At 64.3% G+C, this 18,637-nt stretch carries 14 protein-coding genes; 4 read left to right on the top strand and 10 right to left on the bottom strand.

Features of this window, described 5'->3' with window-relative positions:
• The first annotated feature begins 156 nt into the window (after window positions 1–156).
• The 3 genes from otsB (at window position 157) to otsA (ending at window position 4,353) form a co-directional block, all read left to right on the top strand.
• Window positions 157–993 (top strand): trehalose-phosphatase, encoded by an 837-nt coding sequence (gene otsB / locus AC1DWI_RS01435; RefSeq protein WP_477668439.1) that lies wholly within the window; start codon window positions 157–159, stop codon window positions 991–993.
• Window positions 990–2,849: a glycoside hydrolase family 15 protein gene (locus AC1DWI_RS01430; RefSeq protein WP_477668440.1), complete on the top strand. Its 1,860-nt coding sequence runs from the start codon at window positions 990–992 to the stop codon at window positions 2,847–2,849. The genes otsB and AC1DWI_RS01430 overlap by 4 nt, the downstream gene beginning before the upstream one ends.
• A 121-nt stretch (window positions 2,850–2,970) precedes the next feature.
• Entirely contained in the window at window positions 2,971–4,353 is a 1,383-nt protein-coding gene (gene otsA / locus AC1DWI_RS01425) for an alpha,alpha-trehalose-phosphate synthase (UDP-forming) (protein ID WP_477668441.1), read from the top strand.
• 651 nt (window positions 4,354–5,004) lie between these two features.
• Here otsA and AC1DWI_RS01420 read toward each other — a convergent pair.
• The 7 genes from AC1DWI_RS01420 to cadR form a co-directional block, all read right to left on the bottom strand.
• Entirely contained in the window at window positions 5,005–5,496 is a 492-nt protein-coding gene (locus AC1DWI_RS01420) for a thioesterase family protein (RefSeq protein ID WP_477651237.1), read from the bottom strand.
• A 46-nt stretch (window positions 5,497–5,542) separates the two neighbouring features.
• A complete protein-coding gene (locus AC1DWI_RS01415) occupies window positions 5,543–7,597 on the bottom strand; it encodes an acetyl/propionyl/methylcrotonyl-CoA carboxylase subunit alpha (protein ID WP_477724281.1) in 2,055 nt (684 codons plus the stop codon).
• Window positions 7,598–7,636: 39 nt separating this feature from the next.
• Complete coding sequence (locus tag AC1DWI_RS01410) at window positions 7,637–8,815, bottom strand: acyl-CoA dehydrogenase family protein (RefSeq protein ID WP_477668443.1); 1,179 nt, start codon at window positions 8,813–8,815, stop codon at window positions 7,637–7,639.
• A gap of 32 nt (window positions 8,816–8,847) precedes the next feature.
• The gene (locus AC1DWI_RS01405; RefSeq protein WP_477724280.1) at window positions 8,848–10,506 is read right to left on the bottom strand and encodes an acyl-CoA carboxylase subunit beta; all 1,659 of its coding nucleotides are present in this window, start codon (window positions 10,504–10,506) and stop codon (window positions 8,848–8,850) included.
• Window positions 10,503–11,387 (bottom strand): SDR family oxidoreductase, encoded by an 885-nt coding sequence (locus AC1DWI_RS01400; protein WP_477668445.1) that lies wholly within the window; start codon window positions 11,385–11,387, stop codon window positions 10,503–10,505. The genes AC1DWI_RS01405 and AC1DWI_RS01400 overlap by 4 nt, the downstream gene beginning before the upstream one ends.
• A complete protein-coding gene (locus AC1DWI_RS01395) occupies window positions 11,384–12,112 on the bottom strand; it encodes a TetR/AcrR family transcriptional regulator (RefSeq protein ID WP_477668446.1) in 729 nt (242 codons plus the stop codon). The genes AC1DWI_RS01400 and AC1DWI_RS01395 overlap by 4 nt, the downstream gene beginning before the upstream one ends.
• 72 nt (window positions 12,113–12,184) lie before the next feature.
• Window positions 12,185–12,718: a Cd(II)/Pb(II)-responsive transcriptional regulator gene (gene cadR, locus AC1DWI_RS01390; RefSeq protein ID WP_477668447.1), complete on the bottom strand. Its 534-nt coding sequence runs from the start codon at window positions 12,716–12,718 to the stop codon at window positions 12,185–12,187.
• 92 nt (window positions 12,719–12,810) lie between these two features.
• Between cadR and AC1DWI_RS01385 the strand changes: the two genes are divergently transcribed.
• On the top strand, window positions 12,811–15,066 hold the full coding sequence (locus AC1DWI_RS01385; protein WP_477668448.1) for a heavy metal translocating P-type ATPase: 2,256 nt from the start codon (window positions 12,811–12,813) through the stop codon (window positions 15,064–15,066).
• A gap of 140 nt (window positions 15,067–15,206) precedes the next feature.
• Here the strand turns inward: AC1DWI_RS01385 and AC1DWI_RS01380 are convergent, their stop codons facing one another.
• The 3 genes from AC1DWI_RS01380 to AC1DWI_RS01370 form a co-directional block, all read right to left on the bottom strand.
• A complete protein-coding gene (locus tag AC1DWI_RS01380; RefSeq protein ID WP_477724279.1) occupies window positions 15,207–16,274 on the bottom strand; it encodes an ABC transporter substrate-binding protein in 1,068 nt (355 codons plus the stop codon).
• A 63-nt stretch (window positions 16,275–16,337) separates the two neighbouring features.
• A complete protein-coding gene (locus tag AC1DWI_RS01375) occupies window positions 16,338–17,492 on the bottom strand; it encodes an NAD(P)/FAD-dependent oxidoreductase (protein ID WP_477668450.1) in 1,155 nt (384 codons plus the stop codon).
• On the bottom strand, window positions 17,492–18,637 hold a 1,146-nt coding region (locus AC1DWI_RS01370), incomplete at its 5' end, for an FAD/NAD(P)-dependent oxidoreductase (RefSeq protein WP_477724278.1). The genes AC1DWI_RS01370 and AC1DWI_RS01375, both read right to left, overlap by 1 nt.

The following is an 18,637-nucleotide window of genomic DNA, read 5'->3' as shown; positions in this document are numbered from 1 at the left end:
AAACAGATTGGCGAGTCCATCCACAGAGCACGCGTCAAAGCGGTGCAGGACAGCCTCCCCGGCACCGCTACAGAGTAGCCGCCATTGGCTGAAATGTGGAAAAAGGCGAAACCGGCCTACAGTGATTCAGCAGGGGCTCTGCTAAGGTGAATGGCGATGCATTTATCACCTTCTTCATCGCCGCCCCGACCCTCTTCACACGCACTTCCTCCCGGGCCTTTCGGGTCATTGCCGGTCATCAACGCGCAGACCGCCCTTTTTCTGGACTTTGACGGAACATTGGCCGACCTGGCGCCAGAACCCGACGCAGTCCAGCTGGTTTCAGGCGTGATTCCAGCCCTGGCGAGGCTTTCAGCGCAGTTGGGCGGCGCGCTGGCGATTGTGTCGGGCCGCAGGCTGGCCGACCTCGATGGCTTTCTCGCGCCTTTGCGGCTACCCCTGGCCACCGAACATGGCGCGCAGCGCCGCGATACGCAGGGCCGCGTCGTCAGCCTGGCAGAGCCGGACCTGCGGGAGCTCACCCGACGCGCCACCGACCTGGCCGCGCATCATGACGGGTTGCGCGTGGAAATCAAGCTGGCGGCCGTTGCCCTGCACTATCGCCACGCACCCGAGCTGGAAGCACTGTGCCTGCAGGTCATGCAGGAGGCGGCCGACCGCACGCCCGGTGTCGAGCTGCTGCATGGCAAGTGTGTTTTTGAAGTCAAACCGGCCAACGTCAGCAAAGGCTCGGCCATCAAGGCTTTTATGGCCGAACCGCCATTTGCGGGCCGCCTGCCCCTGTTTGCCGGCGACGACACCACCGACGAAGCCGGCTTTGCGGCCGTGCAATCCCTGGGCGGTGAAGGCATCAAGGTCGGCGAAGGCGCCACCCAGGCGCGCCATCGCTGCGCGTCACCCGAGGCGCTGCACCAATGGCTGCATGCGGCCTTCGGCGGCATGGCGCGGGAGACCGACGAAACACCGGCCGCCGCGCCAGAAAGCCGCCCATGAACGTCGCCGCCGACTCCCTGAACTTCGCGCCGCCCGCCCAACCCTCGCTGGCCATGGGCGTCATCGGCAACTGCGCCTTCAGTGCGCTGATTGATGTGCGCGGCCGCATCGTCTGGTGCTGCCTGCCGCGGTTTGACGGCGACCCTGTATTCAATGCGCTTCTCGAGCCGCAGCCCGCGCAGGACGACGCGACCGCCCCGGGCATCCAGGACTCGCAGTCCAGCGCCTTCGCCATCGAGATCGAGGATTTCGCCGAAGCCAAGCAGTGGTATGAGCCCAATACGGCGGTGCTGCGCACCCAGTTGTTCGACACACGCGGCCAGGGCATCGAGATCACCGATTTCGCGCCGCGCTTTTTCAGCCGATCACGCTTTTTCAGGCCCATGACGCTGGTGCGCCGCGTCAAACCCATCCACGGCGCGCCGCGCATCCGCGTATCGCTGGACATCCGCTTCGACTGGGGCCGGCGCAAGCCGCTGATCACCCAGGGCAGCAACCACCTGCGCTATGTGGGCGACGAGCTGACGCTGCGCCTGAACACCGACGTGTCGATTTCACACCTGCTGTCAAAGCAGCCTTTTGTGCTGACACGCGAGCATAATTTTCTGCTCGGCGCCGACGAGTCGCTGCCCGACGGCATTGCCGACACGGCGCGCCTGTTTGAGCAGGAAACCATTTCCTACTGGAAAAAATGGAGCCAGCGCCTGCACATTCCGCTGGAATGGCAGGAGGCCGTGATACGCGCAGCCATCACGCTCAAGCTTTCGCTCTTTGAAGACACCGGCGCCATCGTCGCCGCCATGACTACCAGCATTCCCGAGGCACCCGGCAGCCAGCGCAACTGGGACTACCGTTATTGCTGGCTGCGCGACGCCTTTTTTGTGGTGCGCGCACTCAACAGCCTCTCGGAAGTCGGCACCATGGAAGACTACCTGCGCTGGCTCGCCAACGTGGTGGTGCAGTCCAAGGGCGGGCACATCCAGCCGCTCTACGGCATAGGCCTGGAGCGCGAGCTGCCCGAATCCACCATGTTGCATCTGGGCGGCTACCGCGGCATGGGACCGGTGCGCGTGGGCAACCAGGCGCAGGAGCATTTCCAGCACGACGTCTACGGCAATGTGGTGCTGGGCGCGGCCCAGGCTTTTCACGACCATCGCCTGCTGCACCGTGCCGGCATTGCCGAGTTCAAGCGGCTCGAGGAAGTTGGCGAGCAGGCCGTGCACAGTTACGACAAGCCAGATGCCGGCATGTGGGAGCTGCGCACGCGCGCGCGCATCCACACGTCGTCGGCCCTGATGTGCTGGGCCGCCTGCGACCGGCTGGCCAAGATCGCGCTGGTGCTCAAGCTGCAGGATCGGGCCGACTACTGGCGCGGCCATGCGGCAGTGATGCAGGAACGCATCCTGCGCGAATCCTGGAGTGAAGAACGCCAGGCCTTTGCCGAAAGCTTTGGCGGGCGCGACCTCGACGCCAGCGTGCTGCTGATGATTGAAGTGGGCTTTATCGATCCCAAAGACCCGCGCTTTGTCGCCACGGTAGACGCACTGGAAACCCATTTGTGCGACGGCCCCTACATGCGCCGCTATGAGGCGCCGGACGATTTCGGCAAGCCCGAAACCGCCTTCAACATCTGCACCTTCTGGCGCATCGACGCGCTGGCACGCATAGGCCGCAAGGAGCAGGCCCGCGAGATTTTCAACACCATGCTGGCCGCGCGCAACCATGTGGGCCTGCTCTCGGAAGACACGCATCCCGTGACCGGCGAGATGTGGGGGAATTTTCCGCAGACGTATTCGATGGTGGGGATCATCAATGCTGCCGTCCGCTTGTCCACCCCGTGGGAATCTCAAGTATGAACTTGAACACCCCCGCCGGATGCTCACTTCGTGTAGCACCTCCCCCCCTCGCAGGGGGCCGGCGCCTGCGGCCCGGCAAAGCCAGTTCCGCGGCCCCCGCTGGTAAAGAGGGGCGTTTGCCATGAGCCGGCTAGTTGTTGTATCCAACCGCGTAGCGGATCCACGCAAGGCTGCGGCTGGCGGACTGGCCGTAGCGCTGGGCGATGCACTCAATGCTACCGGTGGGCTGTGGTTCGGCTGGAGCGGCACGGTCGTTGAGGGCGGCGCCGCCGGAGAAGGCGAGCTGCATGTGCAGCAGGCGGGCAACATCAAGCTGGCCACGGTGGACCTGTCGGCCGAAGACCATGCGGGCTACTATCTGGGTTACAGCAACGGCGTGCTCTGGCCGGTGTTTCATTACCGGCTGGACCTGGCGCGTTTTGACACAGGCTTTATCGAGGCCTACCGCCGCGTGAACCGGCTGTTTGCGCACAAGCTCATGAGCCTGCTGCAGCCCGACGACATCATCTGGATCCACGACTACCACCTGATCCCCATGGCGGCCGAATTGCGCGCCATGGGCTGCAACAACCGCATCGGATTTTTCCTGCACATTCCGCTGCCGCCGCAGCAGGTGCTGGCGGCCATTCCCCAGCACGAATGGCTGATGCGTGCGCTGTTCGCCTACGACCTGGTCGGCTTCCAGAGCGAGAACGACCTGCTGCACTTCTCGCGCTATGTGCAGGCCGAAGCCGGCGCGGTGGCGCTGGGCGACAACCGCTTCAGGGCCTTTCACCGCACTGTGCGGGCGGGCGCTTTTCCCATCGGCATAGACGTGGACGAGTTCGCGGCGCTCACGCACGCGCAGGATGCGCGCGACATGTACGAACGCATGAAGGAAGAGTATTCACGCCGCAAGCTGCTGCTGGGTGTCGAGCGGCTCGACTATTCCAAAGGCTTGCCGCAGCGGCTGCGGACGTTTGAAACCTTGCTCAAAAAGTACCCGGAAAATCTCCGCAGCGCCACGCTGATCCAGATCGCCTCGCCCAGCCGTGAGGACATGGGCACCTACACCGATCTGCTGCAGGAACTGGAAAGCCTGTGCGGCGCCATCAACGGCAATTTCGGCGAGCTCGACTGGATGCCCGTTCGCTACATCCACCGCAACGTGGCGCGCAAGCGCCTGCCGGGTTTGTACCGCGTGGCGCGGGTGGCGCTGGTCACGCCGCTGCGCGACGGCATGAACCTTGTGGCCAAGGAATTCATCGCCGCACAAGACCCGGCCGACCCCGGGGTGCTGGTGCTGTCCCGCTTTGCGGGGGCTGCGGAGCAACTGGAAGACGCGTTGCTGGTCAATCCCTACGATACCGACGGCACCGCGGACACCGTACAGCGTGCGCTTCAAATGCCGCTGGAGGAGCGGCAGGCGCGGCATCAGAAGCTGCTCAAGACCATCCGGGAACGCGATGTGCATTGGTGGCGGAGGGAGTTTCTTAACGCCCTCGGCTACGAGGGACCGGCTTAGTTGCCGGTTCTTGCTCCGGCCTTAGCTCTCTCTGCTGAGGGTTGTTGGCCGGGGTTGCCCGGCATGCAAGTAACTTTCTTTTGCTTCGCCAAAAGAAAGTCACCAAAGAAAAGGCGACCCTGCTGTCTGCGACCCCTGCGCTTCGCTCCGGGGCAACCTGCGGTGCTCGGCTCAGGCGGGGTCTCGCTCGAACTCGCCTTCGGCTCAGACAATCGCGATCCCTGATCCGCCTGAACCTGCGCTCCTCGGCGCAGACAGAAGGGGTAATCGGGAGCGGGGACCAAAGATAAATACCCAACTCCAATACCAACAAGGACACGCCGCAGCGTGTCCTTGTTTCTTCTGGTATTCGGGGTCCTGTCTTCGGCTGGTATTCCTGCCTCTACCCCCTTGTGGATGCGCCGAGGAGCAGAGGGCCAGACGGATCAGGGCAAAAACTTGTTTGAGCGAAGCGAGTTGTTTTTGACCCCGGCTGGACCGAGCACCACAGGTTGCCCGCAGCGAAGCGTAGGGACGCAGGAGCCAGGGTCGCCTTTCTTTTGCTTACTTTTCTTTGGCGAAGCAAAGAAAAGTGAGTCGCTGCCGGGCGACCCCGGCCARCAACCCTCAGCAGAGAGAGCTAAGGCCGGAGCAAGAGCCGGCCAAGAAAACTTAAGAAACGATATAAGCCCCAGCCCCAGTAGAAAACAACTTACCGTCAGCCCCCAGAAACTCCATCCTCGTACTCGCCACCCGAGACCCCAGCCGCATCACCTCAGCCCGCAACTCAAAAAATTCACTGATGCCAGGCCGCAAATAATCCACCCGCAGATCGATGGTGCCCAGCTTGGCAAAGCGGTGCAGCCGCTGCATCGGCGATTCGTCCATGTGGCGCGCGCCTATGGCCGCCATCACGGCGAGCCCGCCCATGGCGTCCAGACCGGCGCTGATCACGCCGCCGTGGATGCGGTTGTGGGCGTAGTGGCCTATCAGCTCGTTGCGCATGTCAATGCGGGCGGTGACCCGTTCCGCCGTCACCGAGGTGATCTTGAGCCCCAGCAACTTGTTGAAAACGATTTTTTCCTCGAACAGCTCTTTGAGGCTGGCGACAAATTCCGGCTCGAACTCAATCGCGCCGGCGGGGGTGGGCTGTGCTTTGGTCATGGCGTCAATTGTCGTGCAGCGAAATCTTTCCTGATTTTCCGGGTTCTCATGCTTTGGCCTCATCGAACCTCAGCAACACCTGCCCGGTACTTGTTTGCTGACCCACCTCTGCCATCACAGCCGCCAGCACGGCATCGTGCGGGGCATTGACCGCGTGCTCCAGCTTCATGGATTCAATCACCAGCAGCGTGTCGCCGCGCTTCACGGCCTGGCCTGGCGCCGCATGGACAGCAATCACCTTGCCGTTGAAGGGCGCCCGCAACTCCCGCGCGGTTGCAACACCGCCGGATGCCGGCGGCGCAAAGGTGGAATCTTCCAGGAACAGGTCCACAGAGCCCGTCTGCACATGCCAGCGTGCACCGGGTTGCCCGGAAGATTCCTTCAGGCGAACCGCCGATATGCGCTGCCCGGTCTGGCCTGTGCCTACCGTCAGAGCACCATCGGGTCCCCGAGTGATCACCGCCTGCAACACCTCGCCGCCCGCTTCGATTTCCAGCACACCCCCGCCCAGCTCACGTATGCGCAGATCGAGCAGCTGCCCACGGTGGCGCAGCCGAACCGGTCGGGGAAACGGGCACGGCAGGCTGTTTGCGGCGCTGTTTGAGTCAATATCTTGAGAGAAAATGGCCGCCAGTCCATACGGAACAAGCGCAAGCAGCTCCTCTTTTTGTAGCACTCCGCGTATCGCATCGCCCTGCTCCGCCAGAAAAGGAATCAGCGCATGCCCGGCGCGGAACACCGGATGGGCCAGGCAAGCCGACAAAAACTTCCGGTTGGTGGGCAGGCCCAGTACTTCGGTACGGCCCAGCGCCGCCACCAGTTGGTCTATGGCTTGCTCACGTGTGGCAGCATGCACCACCAGCTTGCCCAGCATCGAATCGTAATGAGGCGACACCACCTGGCCTTCAAACAGCGCATGGTCAAAGCGCACTTCGCCGGGTTCACGAAAGCGCCGCACCGTGCCTGTGTGCGGCGTGAAATTCTCGTCTTCGGCACACAGGCGCACCTCAATCGCATGACCGCTAAACGCCACCTGATCCTGCGCAAGAGGCAGTGGCTCGCCTTGCGCTACGCGCAGCTGCCATTCGACGAGATCAAGGCCTGTGACAGCTTCAGTCACCGGATGCTCGACCTGCAAGCGAGTGTTCATTTCCATAAGGAAGAAACTAGCCCCCACGCTTGCCACTTCGTGTGCTGCGCTGCCCCCCAAGGGGGCCTTCGCGCCTTGGGGCGGCCCGGCGGCGCTCACGTCGCCACCATCAACCAGAAACTCCACCGTCCCTGCACCCACATAACCCGCGGCTTGCGCCAGCGCTACCGCCGCCCCACACATGCGCGCACGCAGCGCAGCATCCACCGCCGGGCAGGGCGTTTCTTCAATGATCTTCTGGTGGCGGCGTTGCACCGAGCAGTCGCGCTCGCCCAGATGAATGCAATGGCCGTGGGCGTCGGCAAACACCTGCACCTCGACATGGCGTGGATTTAACAAAGCCCGCTCCATCAGCAGCTCCCCGCTGCCAAAGGCCGAGAGCGCTTCAGAGCGGGCGCTTTGGAGCGCCGCCGAAAGGTGCGCGGCCTCCCGCACCAGCCGCATGCCGCGCCCACCGCCGCCCGCCACGGCCTTGACCATCAGCGGGTAACCGATGCGCGCGGCTTCGGCTTCAAAGCGCGCGTCGGACTGGTCATGACCCTGGTAGCCCGGCAGGCAGGGTACGCCTTGCGCCGCGGCGAGTTGCTTGGCAGCCGACTTGCTGCCGAGCTGCCGGATCGCGGCCGGCGGTGGCCCCACCCAGGTCAGCCCCGCAGCAATCACCGCGTCGGCAAAGGCGGCGTTCTCGCTGAGGAAAMCGTAGCCCGGATGCACCGCATCGGCGCCGCTGGCCTTGGCCGCAGCAACCAGTTTGTCGATGCGCAGATAGGAATCGGCAGAAGTGGCACCTCCCAGCACACAGGCGATGTCCGCCTCCTGCACATGCAGCGCACCGGCGTCGGCGTCTGAATACACCGCCACCGTCTGCATGCCCATGGTTCGCGCGGTGCGCATGATGCGGCGCGCAATCTCCCCACGATTGGCCACCAGCAAGCAGCGGATATTTTTCATGCAGACGCCCCGCTCCGTATGCCAGGCACGGTCATGAACTCAGCCACCCTTCTTGCCGGACTTGGCCACGCCCATCATTTTGGCGATGATCCCCATCATGACTTCGTCGGCCCCACCGCCTATGGAAGCGAGCCGGCCGTCGCGGAACATGCGCGCCACCTTGTTCTCCCAGGTGTAGCCCATGCCGCCCCAGAACTGCAGGCAGGTGTCGGGCACCAGGCGGTTGAGCCGCCCGGCCTTGAGCTTGGCCATGGACGCGAGCTCGGTCACGTCCTGGCCCTGCACATAGAGCTCGCAGGCACGGTAGGTCATGGCGCGCAGGCTCTCGACTTCGGTCTTCATCTCGGCAAGCTTGAACTGCACCCATTGCTGGTCAGCCAGAGTGGCGCCGAAAAGCTTGCGCTCATGCGCCCACTCGACCGTCCATTCAATGCAGTTGGACAGCGACTGGATGCAGCTGGCTGCGCACCACAGGCGCTCTTCCTGGAACTGCATCATCTGGTAGACAAAGCCCGAGCCTTCGCTGCCGATCAGGTAACGCTGCGGCACACGCACTTCGTCAAAGTAGATCAGGCCGGTGTCGGACGAGTTCATGCCGATTTTTTTGATTTTTTTGGCCGCTTCAATGCCTTTGCGCAGCTTGCCCTTGTCGCGCATGGGCACCATGACCAGGCTCTTGTTTTTGTGCACAGGGCCCTCACCGGTGTTGACCAGCATGCACATCCAGTCGGCCTGCAGGCTGTTGGTGATCCACATCTTCTGGCCGCTGACGATGTAGTCGCCGCCGTCCTTGCGGGCATGGCTCTTGATGGAGGCGACATCGCTGCCCGCACCCGGCTCGCTCACACCGACGCAGCCGACGGCATCGCCGGCAATCGCTGGAGCGAGGAATTCGCGCTTGAGTTCGTCGCTGCCGAAGCGCGCGAGTGCCGGCGTGCACATGTCGGTCTGCACGCCAATGGCCATGGGCACGCCGCCGCAATCAATGTGGCCCAGCGCTTCGGCCATGGCCATGGCGTAGGAGTAGTCCAGGCCCGCGCCGCCGTATTCCTCAGACTTGGTCAGGCCCAGCATGCCCAGGTTGCCGAGCTTCTTGAACACTTCATGCGCGGGAAAGATTTCAGCGGCTTCCCATTCATCGACGTGCGGATTGATCTCGGCGTCAATGAACCGCTTCAGGGTTTTCTGGATTTCAAGGTGTTCGTGCGTGTATTGCATTTCGTTGTCTCCGGTTCTTTTTTGCAGGCGGTCTACATGCGCGCCACGCCAAACTGCATGGGCCTCAGCTGCCGCGCATCGGCCTCGGCGCACATTGCCAGGCACTGTGCCAGCACCGCGCGCGTGTCGCGCGGGTCGATGAYGCCGTCGTCCAGCACCAGGCCCGAGGTGTAGAACACATCGGCCTGCGCCTCGAACATGGCGACGATCTTGTCGTACTGGGTTTGCGACTGAGCCGGGTCCGGCGTGATGCCTTTTCGCGCCAGGGCCGCCTCGCCTACGATCTGCATGGTGCGCGCGGCCTGTTCGCCCCCCATCACCGCCGTTTTGGCGCCGGGCCAGGTGAAAAGAAAGCGCGGCGCGTAGCCGCGGCCGCACATGCCGTAGTTGCCCGCGCCAAATGAAGCGCCGCACTGGATGGTGATTTGCGGGACGGCGGCATTGGTCACCGCCTGGATCATCTTGGAGCCGTGCTTGATCATGCCGGCCTGCTCGCTCTCCTTGCCCACCATATAGCCGGTGGTGTTCTGCAGGTAGATGAGGGGGTGGCCCAGCTGGCACATCAGCTGGATGAAGTGCGTGGCCTTGTTGGCGCCGGCCACGTCAATCGGGCCATTGTTGCTGATGATGCCGACCGCATGGCCGTCAATCGATGCCTGCACGCACACCGTGGCCGCACCATAAAGCGCCTTGAACGGCAAAAAGTCTGAGCCATCCACCAGCCGAGCGATGACCTCGTACATGTCCAGCGGCTGGCGCAGGTCGTCGGGAACCAGGCCCAGCAGCTCGTCAGGCGGGTAAATCGGCTCACAGGGGAGATCGGTGTTTGCTATTGAATTAGTAGCTGCTTGCGCCCGCCCTGCTTTGCTTGCTGCCCGATTTGACCATGAAGTACGGGCCACCACCTGGCGCGCCAGCCCCAGCGCATGGCGATCGTCATCAGCCAGATGCTCACCCAGGCCCGACACGCCGGTGTGCATTTCAGCGCCACCCAGTTCTTCTTCGGTCGCCACCTCGCCGGTAGCGGCCATCAGCAGTGGCGGGCCGGCAAGGAAAGCGCGGGAACGCTTGCGCACCATGATGACGACGTCGCTCAGGCCCGGCATGTAGGCGCCGCCAGCCGTGCCCGAACCGTGCTGCACGGTGATGACGGGAATGCCCGCCGCCGACAGCCGCGCCAGATTGCGGAAAAGGCTTCCACCGTGCACAAAGCCTTCGACCCGGTAGCGCATGAGGTTGGCGCCCGCACTTTCCACCAGGTGGATAAAGGGCAGCTTGTTTTGCAGCGCAATCTCCTGCACGCGCAGGATCTTTTCCAGTCCCATGGCCTGGACGGCGCCGGCCTCTATGCCTGAATCACTGGCCACCACCATGCAGCGCACGCCACTCACAAAGCCGATACCCGCCACCACGCCGCCGCCCGGCACCGACTGGGCCGCGTCCTTGTTGTCCTGCAGGTAACCCGCGAGGGAACACAGGCCCAGCCAGGGCGCACCCGCATCCAGCAGCAGCGCCACCCGCTCGCGCGGCAGCAGCTGGCCGCGCTTGTCGAAGGCGGGCCGTGATTTGGCGGAGGCGGCGGCGCTGCGCTCTTCCAGCGCGCGCAATGCGGCGATGCGCGACAGCATGGCCTCACGCCGCTGCATGGCTTGTGGCGATTGCGCATTCCACGCAGACTGGAACAGCGTCATGACTGGAAGACCTTGGGGGTCTCAGCCAGGTGAAAACCATCGAAAGGTTTGATCGCATCACGCTGCAGCGCGTCAGTATCGGGCCGCTGCATGGGCCAGCCCATGCGCATCTGGGGCCTGGCGCCGTCGACGCGCAAGGTGCTGCCGCTGATGAAGTTGGCGGCCTTGCTGAGCAGGAAGACGACGGCCGCCGAGGTTTCGCTTTCGGTGCCGAAGCGGCCCAGTGGCACCGTGTGGCGCATCTCGCGCAGCATGGGGCCGGCCTCGGGCGGGTAGTGGTCCATGCCGCTGGAGGCGATGTAGCCGGGCGCGACCGCGTTCACCCGCACGCCGCTATGGGCCCATTCGGCCGCCGCGGTTTCGGTGAAGCTCACCATGCCGGCGCGCGCCGCGCCGCTGTGGCCCATGCTGGGCATGGAACCCCACATGTCGGCCACTATGTTGACGATGCTGCCGCCCTTTTCCTGCATGGCTTGCAGGTAGCATTCGCGCGCCATCAGGAAGCCGCCGGTCAGGTTGGTGTTGATGACGGCCTCCCAGCCCTTGGCGCTGATGGATTCCAGCGGCGTGATGTACTGGCCGCCCGCGTTGTTGACAAGCCCATCGATACGGCCCTGCGCCACCACGATGGCGGCGATGGTGGTCTTGACGGCCTCTTCCAGGCGGATGTCACAGGGGTGAAAACTCACGCGCCCGCCCTGCGCCACGATTTCGCCGGCCACGCTGTGAAGTTTCTCGATATTCCTGCCTATCAGCACCATATGCGCGCCCAGCGCAGCGAGTTCATGCGCGATGCAGCGGCCAATGCCGGAGCCGCCGCCGGTGACAACAATGACCTGACCGGCAAAAAGACTGGGTTGGAACACGGATTGGTAACTCATGCGCGGATCTTTCTTGCCGGAGATTTCGGAGTCTTTTCTCCAATGAACAGCGCCATGGCCGCATCCGCCAGATCGTCCAGTGACGCATCTTTTTTTGCATCAAACCACTGCACCGACCAGTTGAGTGCCCCAAAGATCAGAAGGCGCGAAAGCTTCACCGGTCCCTTGAGTTGCCCTGCCGCGGCCAACGCCTTCAGCACAGGCTCCCAGACAGCTTCGTAATTGCTTTGCAGTCTGGCCAGCAGGTTGCGCTGCCGGGCTGTGATCGAACGCGACTCGTAAAGCATCACAGGGATGAAGTCGCTGCCGGGGCCCAGCAGCACGTCAAAGTGATTGCGGATCAGCACGTGCAGCAGCGCTGGCGCCTCAGCGGTAGAGAGCCCCGCCGCCTGCAGGGCCGCGGCCTGGCGTTGAATCGCCGAGCGCATGCCCTCTTCCATCACGGCATTGAGGAGTGCCGCCTTGCTTTTGAAGTGGTAGAAGGGCGAACCGCTGTGCATGCCGACGGCCGCTGCGATGTCGCGCGTGCTGGTGGCGTCAAAGCCTTTTTTTCGGAACAACCGGGCGGCCGCATTGACGAGTTCGACCCGCCGGTTGCCGTCGTCGCGTTCGTCCAGGGTTTTGCGCGGCCGGCCGCGCGGACGCTTTTCAGCGCTGCCGGTTGCGGTTTTCGAAGGGGTATGAGCGCGTGCGGCAGGTCGCGAACGCGCGGCAGGTTTGTCCATAAGGACGGACCTTAGCAAAACCCGATATTTTTAGCAAGCAAGTGCTTTGTAAAAATACCGGGCCGCGTTTTGTCACTTGCGCTCGGCAGCCGCCTTGCCGGTAGCGGTCTTTTGGCGGCCCTCTTCTTTGGCGGGCACACCGACCTGCGGGTGCGCGCCGTGGATATGCGCATGGCCGCGCCCGGCGGGGGTACGGTTCTGGCTTTGCCGCAGTGCAGCTTTTTCCAGGCCGCTGAGGATGCCGCAGTCGCCCCCGGCCTGGCCTCTGGCACACTGCTCACGCAGAGCCTTGAGGTCTTTTTCCAGCGCCTTGAGTTCGCGGATGCGGGTGGCGACGTGGCTGATGTGCTCGTCCAGCAGGCTGTTGACGTCGTCACAGCTGCCGGCCGGCGCATCCTTGAAGTTCAGCAGTGCGCGAATTTCCGCCAGCGTCATGTCCAGCGACCGGCAGTGGCGTATGAAGGCCAGGCGCTGCACATGGCTTTCGTCATAGATGCGGTAATTGGCGTCGGTGCGCGCCGCTTCGGGCAACAGACCCTCACGTTCGTAGTAACGGATGGTTTCCGTCTGGGTCTGTGCGGTTTTGGCCAGTTCTCCGATTTTCATGGCGACTCCTTGAACATCGTCCCCACATTGCTGTAGGGTCACTTCAGCAGCCAGCTTGACTCTAAGGCCGCTACAGGGTTTCCAATTAGGCCATGAAATCTGAAAAAACCCTTGTTTCCGGCGTGGATGCCCCTACCGGCGACTGCTGTGGCGGCGCCCACGCCGCACACGCACCTGTATCCAATGCCGCGGGTACCGCGGGGCGGATTTTCCGCATCGCCACCATGGACTGCAGCGCCGAAGAGTCTGACATCCGGCGCGCGCTGGAGCCGATCGCCGGTATCCGGTCGCTGGGCTTCCAGCTGGGCGCACGCACGCTGCGAATAGACGCCAGCGAAGAAGCCTGTGCGACTGCCCTGGACGCGATCCGCAAGGCCGGGTTTGACCCTCAGCCTGCCCAGGGTGCCAGCACGCATACAGGCGGCCACGACCATGAGGGGCATGGGCACGACCACAGCCATGATGGCGGTTTTGACGGTTTTGGCAGCGGTGTCACCCGCCTGGCCGCGGCGCTGGTGCTGGCCGTGGGCGCCGAGGCTGTGTCGTTTTTTGCGCCCGAGCTGCTGGCCTGGAAAATCGCCGGCATGGCGGTGGCGGCGCTGGCCATTGGCCTGGCCGGCCTGGACACCTATAAAAAGGGCATGGCCGCCCTGCTGCGCGGCAAGCTCAACATCAACGCGCTGATGTCGGTCGCCGTCACCGGCGCTTTCCTGATCGGCCAGTGGCCGGAAGCCGCGATGGTGATGGCGCTCTATGCCATTGCCGAGCTGATCGAAGCCAAAGCCGTGGACCGCGCGCGCAACGCCATCAAGGGCCTGCTGGACATGGCACCAGAGCAGGCCTTGATGCAGGGCGAAGACGGCGCGTGGGCCAACACGCCGGTGGCCGCCGTGCCGCTGCAGGCCCTGGTGCGCATACGCCCCGGCGAGCGCGTACCGCTGGACGGCCTGGTGACCCTGGGCAGCAGCGCGGTCAACCAGGCGCCCATCACCGGCGAAAGCATTCCGGTCGACAAGGAGCCGGGCGACACCGTCTTTGCAGGCACCATCAACGAAACAGGTGAGATGGAAATCCGCGTCACGGCGGCGGCCGGCAACACCACGCTGGCACGCATCATCCATGCCGTCGAGCAGGCCCAGGGCAGCCGCGCGCCCACGCAACGTTTTGTCGACCGCTTTGCCGCCGTCTACACGCCGGCAGTGTTCGCCATCGCCGTTGCCGTCGCCGTGCTGATGCCGCTGCTGGCGGGCCTGAGCTGGCAAGAGTCGGCATACAAGGCGCTGGTGCTGCTGGTCATCGCCTGTCCCTGCGCGCTGGTGATTTCCACGCCCGTCACGGTGGTAAGCGGGCTTTCGGCCGCCGCGCGCCAGGGCATCCTCATCAAGGGCGGCACCTACCTCGAGCAGGCGCGCCTGCTCAAAGCCATCGCACTCGACAAGACCGGTACCATCACGGAGGGCAAGCCCCAGTTGGTGGATTGGCGTACCTGGGGCAATGCCGACGCAGCGATGGCCGCGCAGCTGGCCGCCGGCATGGCCTCACGATCTGATCATCCGGTGTCCAAAGCGATTGCGGCGGGACTGAACACCGATGCCGCCGAGGTACAAGCCTTCAAGGCCCTGCCGGGCCGTGGCGTTGAGGGAACGGCCCAGGGCCAACGCCTCGTGTTGGGCAATCACCGCCTCATCCATGAGTTGGGCCTGTGCAGTGTGGAACTGGAAACCGAACTCGCCCGGCATGAACAGCAAGGCCGCACTGTGACGCTGCTGGCCGACGGGACGCGCGTGCTGGCCCTGTCCGCAGTGGCCGACACCATCAAGCCAACGTCCCGGCGGGCGATTGCCGAACTGCAGGCCCTGGGCGTCACGCCCGTGATGCTGACCGGTGACAATGCTGCCACCGCGCAAGCCATCGCTTCGCAGGCCGGCATCAGCGACGCGCGCGGCGACCTGCTACCCGAGGCCAAGCTCGAAGCCATCAGGGAAATGCAGCGGCACTACGGCGCCACCGGCATGACAGGCGACGGCATCAACGACGCGCCCGCGCTGGCGCAGGCCGACATCGGCTTCGCCATGGGCGGCGCCGGCGCCGACACGGCCATGGAAGCGGCCGACGTGGTGATCATGAACGACAACCTGGAGCGTGTGGCCGAAACGGTGCGGCTGTCACAACGCACGCATGCCATCCTGTGGCAGAACATCAGCCTGGCCCTGGGCATCAAGGGCATCTTCCTGCTCCTGGCCATCTTCGGCACGGCAACGATGTGGATGGCGGTGTTTGCCGACATGGGCGCCAGCCTGCTGGTGGTGGGCAATGGCTTGCGTTTGCTGCGCGGCCGGCGGAACTAGATTGTTATAGATTTAATAGCTGCTCGCGCTCATCCCTACTGCGCTGGAGGCCTAAAAATGCATAAAACCCGAAGTGGCCCGGAAAGGCCCGCTTCGGGTTTTTGCATGCGGCGCCTGCGAAAGGTGCAGGCAATAGATGATCAGCGCTCGACCGTCTTGTTCCAGCGCGCATTCCAGGCTGGGCGGTTCTCGTTGATGGCATCCCAGTCCACCGTGGTCGCCGTCTTCATGTAGGTGTTCATCTGGGTCACAAGCGCGGCGGCCTTGCCGCTGGCCTTGGTTTTGGGGTTGGACGGTATCTGGTCGCCAAACTCCAGCGCCGCGGCCTGCGCCTCAGGCGACAGCAGGTACTGGGCCAGCTTGTGAGCCAGCGCAGGTTCACTGTTCTTCGCGATCACGCATTCACCCACCGTCAGCACGGCCGAACCTTCCTTGGGCTGCACGTATTCCACGGGCAGGCCTTTTTCCTTGAGCACGCCGACGGCGGTGGGCGTGAGCGGGAACATCGCGGCCTCGCCGGTCTGCACCATTTCAGCGATCTTGGCCGAGCTCGGGATGTACTCGAGCACATTGGGGCCTATGGTGGTGGGCCAGGCCTTGAAGCCGGGCTCCACATTTTTGTCATTGCCGCCCTGGATGCGGTTGAACAGCAGGAAGCCGTGCAGGCCGAAGGTCGACGACGACAGCGACTGGAACACCACCTTGCCCTTGTACTTCGGGTTGGCCATGTCCATCCAGGAAGTCGGCGGTGTCCAGCCTTTTTCGGCGAACATCTTCTYGTTGTAGGCAATGCCGGTCATGCCGATGTTGACGCCGGCGGCCATGTCGCCCTTGAAGCGCGCCGTGGGAAACAGGTCATTCAACGCAGGGGTGGCCTGCATCTTCTCGCACAGGCCCATACCGATGGCGCGGTACATGATGCCGTCGTCCAGGAACATCACGTGCATCTGCGGGTTGTCCTTGTTGGCCTGCGCCTTGGCCAGGATGTCTGACGAGGTGCCGGGCACGACCACGACCTTGACGTTGTTGGCCTTCTCAAACGCGCCGAAGACGTTCTCGGTGTAGGTTTTTTCCATGGTGCCGCCGTTCATGCCGATGTACAGCGTCTTGGTCTGGGCCATGGCGTTTCCGCCGGCCAGGCCGGCGGCTGCAACGGCAAGCGACACCGCTGTAGCGCGGGCGGTCAGGAATCGTAGGGAGATGTTCATGGAAAGCTCCTGGTGGCGTTGGTGAAGTGAAGGCAGTGAAATTGAGGAGGACTGTGAAGAGGACTAGACAACGGAGAAAGAAACGGGCCCGGCGGTTGTCGCACGCGGGTTTGCGGAAAAGCGTTCAATCGAAAAAGCGTCAATTGGCGTGGCGCTGCGGCCCTCACACACCAGGTCGGCCAGCACCGCACCCACGCCCGGCCCCAGCTGGAAGCCGCCCCCGGCGAATCCGAATGCATGAATCAGGCCCGGTGTGGTGGCGCTCGGCCCTATCACCGGCTGGCGGTCGGGCAGGTAGCCTTCGGTGCCGCTCCAGGTGCGGATGATGTGCGCGTGTTTCAGCGCCGGCAGCAGCTCGACGGTTTGCTGCATCAGGCCGGCCAGGCCGCTGCGCTGTGCGCGGGCACGCTGGTCGTCCAGCGCGTAACCCCGGCCGCCACCGATGACGCAGTTGCCGCGGGCCACCTGGCGGGCATAGATGCCACCGCCTTCCACGCCAAGGCTGAGGTTCATGAACGCCGGCAACGGCTCGGTCACCGACATCTCAGGGTGCCCGGCCTCCATCGGCACAGGTTCGCCAAATTGCGCCGCGAGGGCGCCGGCCCATGCGCCCGCGCAATTGAGCAGGTGTTTGGCGCGAACCTCCAGCGCATCGCCAGAACGCAGCACAAACACCGACCCATCGCGCGCCACCTCATCCACGCGAGCCTGTTCGCGCACGTCGGCACCGAGCTTGCGCGCGGCTAGCGCAAAGGCCGGCGACACGAGGCGCGGGTTGGCCTGYCCGTCACCAGGGCACAGTGAAGCGCCTATCGCAGCTTTTCCCAGCCATGGACAACGCTCGCGCAAGGCGCGCACGGAGAGCATCTGCAAATCCATGCCAAAGCCCAACGTGCGCTCGCGGTAGCTTTCGAGCGAGACCAGGTCGGCTTCGCTGCGCGCGATCTTGAGGTGACCCGAAGGGAGGTATTCGCCGTCGATGCCGATCAGCGCAGGCAATTGCGCCCACAAGCCTTGCGCGCGCTGCGACAGCGGCAACTGGCTGAGCGGCCGGCCCTGGCGACGCACGCCGCCGTAGTTGACACCGCTGGAACGGGAGCCGCAGAGGTCGCGCTCCAGCAGCACCACCGAAAAGCCCATGCGACGCAGGAACAGGGCCGCAGACGAGCCCATGATGCCGCCGCCCACAATCGCAACGTCGGCCGTGACGCGTTCCACTACACGCCCTCCTGCTTCATTGCCTGGGCGGCCACGGCCGAAAATGGCAGGGGCTTGATGGGTGACTGGCCGCGTAGCCGGCCTACGGCATCAGGCGATACAGCGCAGGCCTGTGCGAGGATTTCCGCCGCCGCCACGCCGCAGGTACGCCCCTGGCAGCGCCCCATGCCCACCCGCGTCAGCGCCTTGAGGCGGTTCATCTCGCGCGCGCCGGTGTCGGCCACGCACTGGCGCAACTCGCCCGCGGTGATTTCTTCACAGCGGCAGACCACCAGTTCATCAGGGGCGGCTGCAGCCCAGTCAACGGGAAACGGAAAGGCGCGCTCCAACCCTTCCCGAAAGGCCGCCGTACGCGAAAGCTGGTTTTCGAGCGAGGCCGCGCGTGCCACATCGATCCTGTGCCCGGTGTCCGCCAGCAGCGCCAGCGCGGCACGCTCGCCAGCCCATTCCGCGGCATCAGCGCCCATGATGCCGGCACCATCGCCAGCCAGGTAAACACCTGCCACGCTGGAGCGGCCCATGGCGTCGCGCTCGGGCAATGCGCCGCGCTGCAGGTTGTCATAGCGAAAACGGCAGCCCAGCAAATCGGCCAGCTGCGTTTCGGGCCGCAGCGCGTAGCCAAAACCCACGCCGTCGCAGGCGATCTCGTGCGCGCGGCCGCCCTTGCGCCAGTGCATCGCCTGCACGCGTTCATCGCCTGTGGCGCCTGCCAGTTCCACGCCCTGGTGCACCGCGACGCCATGCATGCGCAACCAGCCCAGGTAATAAAGGCCCTTGGCCAATAGCGCCGGCTGGCGCAGCATGGCGGGCACGGCGGCGGCCTTGCCTGCAAAACTGGCCGTATCGAGCACCGCCACAACTTTGGCGCCGGCCCTGGCGTACTGGTAAGCAATCAAATACAGCAGCGGCCCGGTGCCGGCAAACACCACGCGCGAGCCAATTGCGCAGCCCTGGAATTTCAGGGCCACCTGCGCGGCGCCCAGCGTATAGACGCCGGGCAAAGTCCAGCCGGGAAAAGGCAGGACACGGTCTGTCGCGCCGGTGGCAACAATGAGATGGCTGTAGGGCAGCGTGCTCATCAGCCCGTGATGAAGCAAGTCGAGCTTGCCGCCTTCAGCGCTCCAGACCAGGGTGTCGGGGCGGTA

The organism is Polaromonas sp. P3_C2 (assembly GCF_056402675.1).
This window is presented reverse-complemented; position numbering and strand designations above follow the sequence as displayed.

What these genes read in the sequence shown, in the direction of transcription:
- otsB (WP_477668439.1), top strand. Translation starts at nt 157, where the DNA reads ATGCATTTATCACCTTCTTCATCGCCGCCCCGACCCTCTTCACACGCA.
- AC1DWI_RS01430 (WP_477668440.1), top strand. Translation starts at nt 990, where the DNA reads ATGAACGTCGCCGCCGACTCCCTGAACTTCGCGCCGCCCGCCCAACCC.
- otsA (WP_477668441.1), top strand. Translation starts at nt 2,971, where the DNA reads ATGAGCCGGCTAGTTGTTGTATCCAACCGCGTAGCGGATCCACGCAAG.
- AC1DWI_RS01420 (WP_477651237.1), bottom strand. Translation starts at nt 5,496, where the DNA reads ATGACCAAAGCACAGCCCACCCCCGCCGGCGCGATTGAGTTCGAGCCG.
- AC1DWI_RS01410 (WP_477668443.1), bottom strand. Translation starts at nt 8,815, where the DNA reads ATGCAATACACGCACGAACACCTTGAAATCCAGAAAACCCTGAAGCGG.
- AC1DWI_RS01400 (WP_477668445.1), bottom strand. Translation starts at nt 11,387, where the DNA reads ATGAGTTACCAATCCGTGTTCCAACCCAGTCTTTTTGCCGGTCAGGTC.
- AC1DWI_RS01395 (WP_477668446.1), bottom strand. Translation starts at nt 12,112, where the DNA reads ATGGACAAACCTGCCGCGCGTTCGCGACCTGCCGCACGCGCTCATACC.
- cadR (WP_477668447.1), bottom strand. Translation starts at nt 12,718, where the DNA reads ATGAAAATCGGAGAACTGGCCAAAACCGCACAGACCCAGACGGAAACC.
- AC1DWI_RS01385 (WP_477668448.1), top strand. Translation starts at nt 12,811, where the DNA reads ATGAAATCTGAAAAAACCCTTGTTTCCGGCGTGGATGCCCCTACCGGC.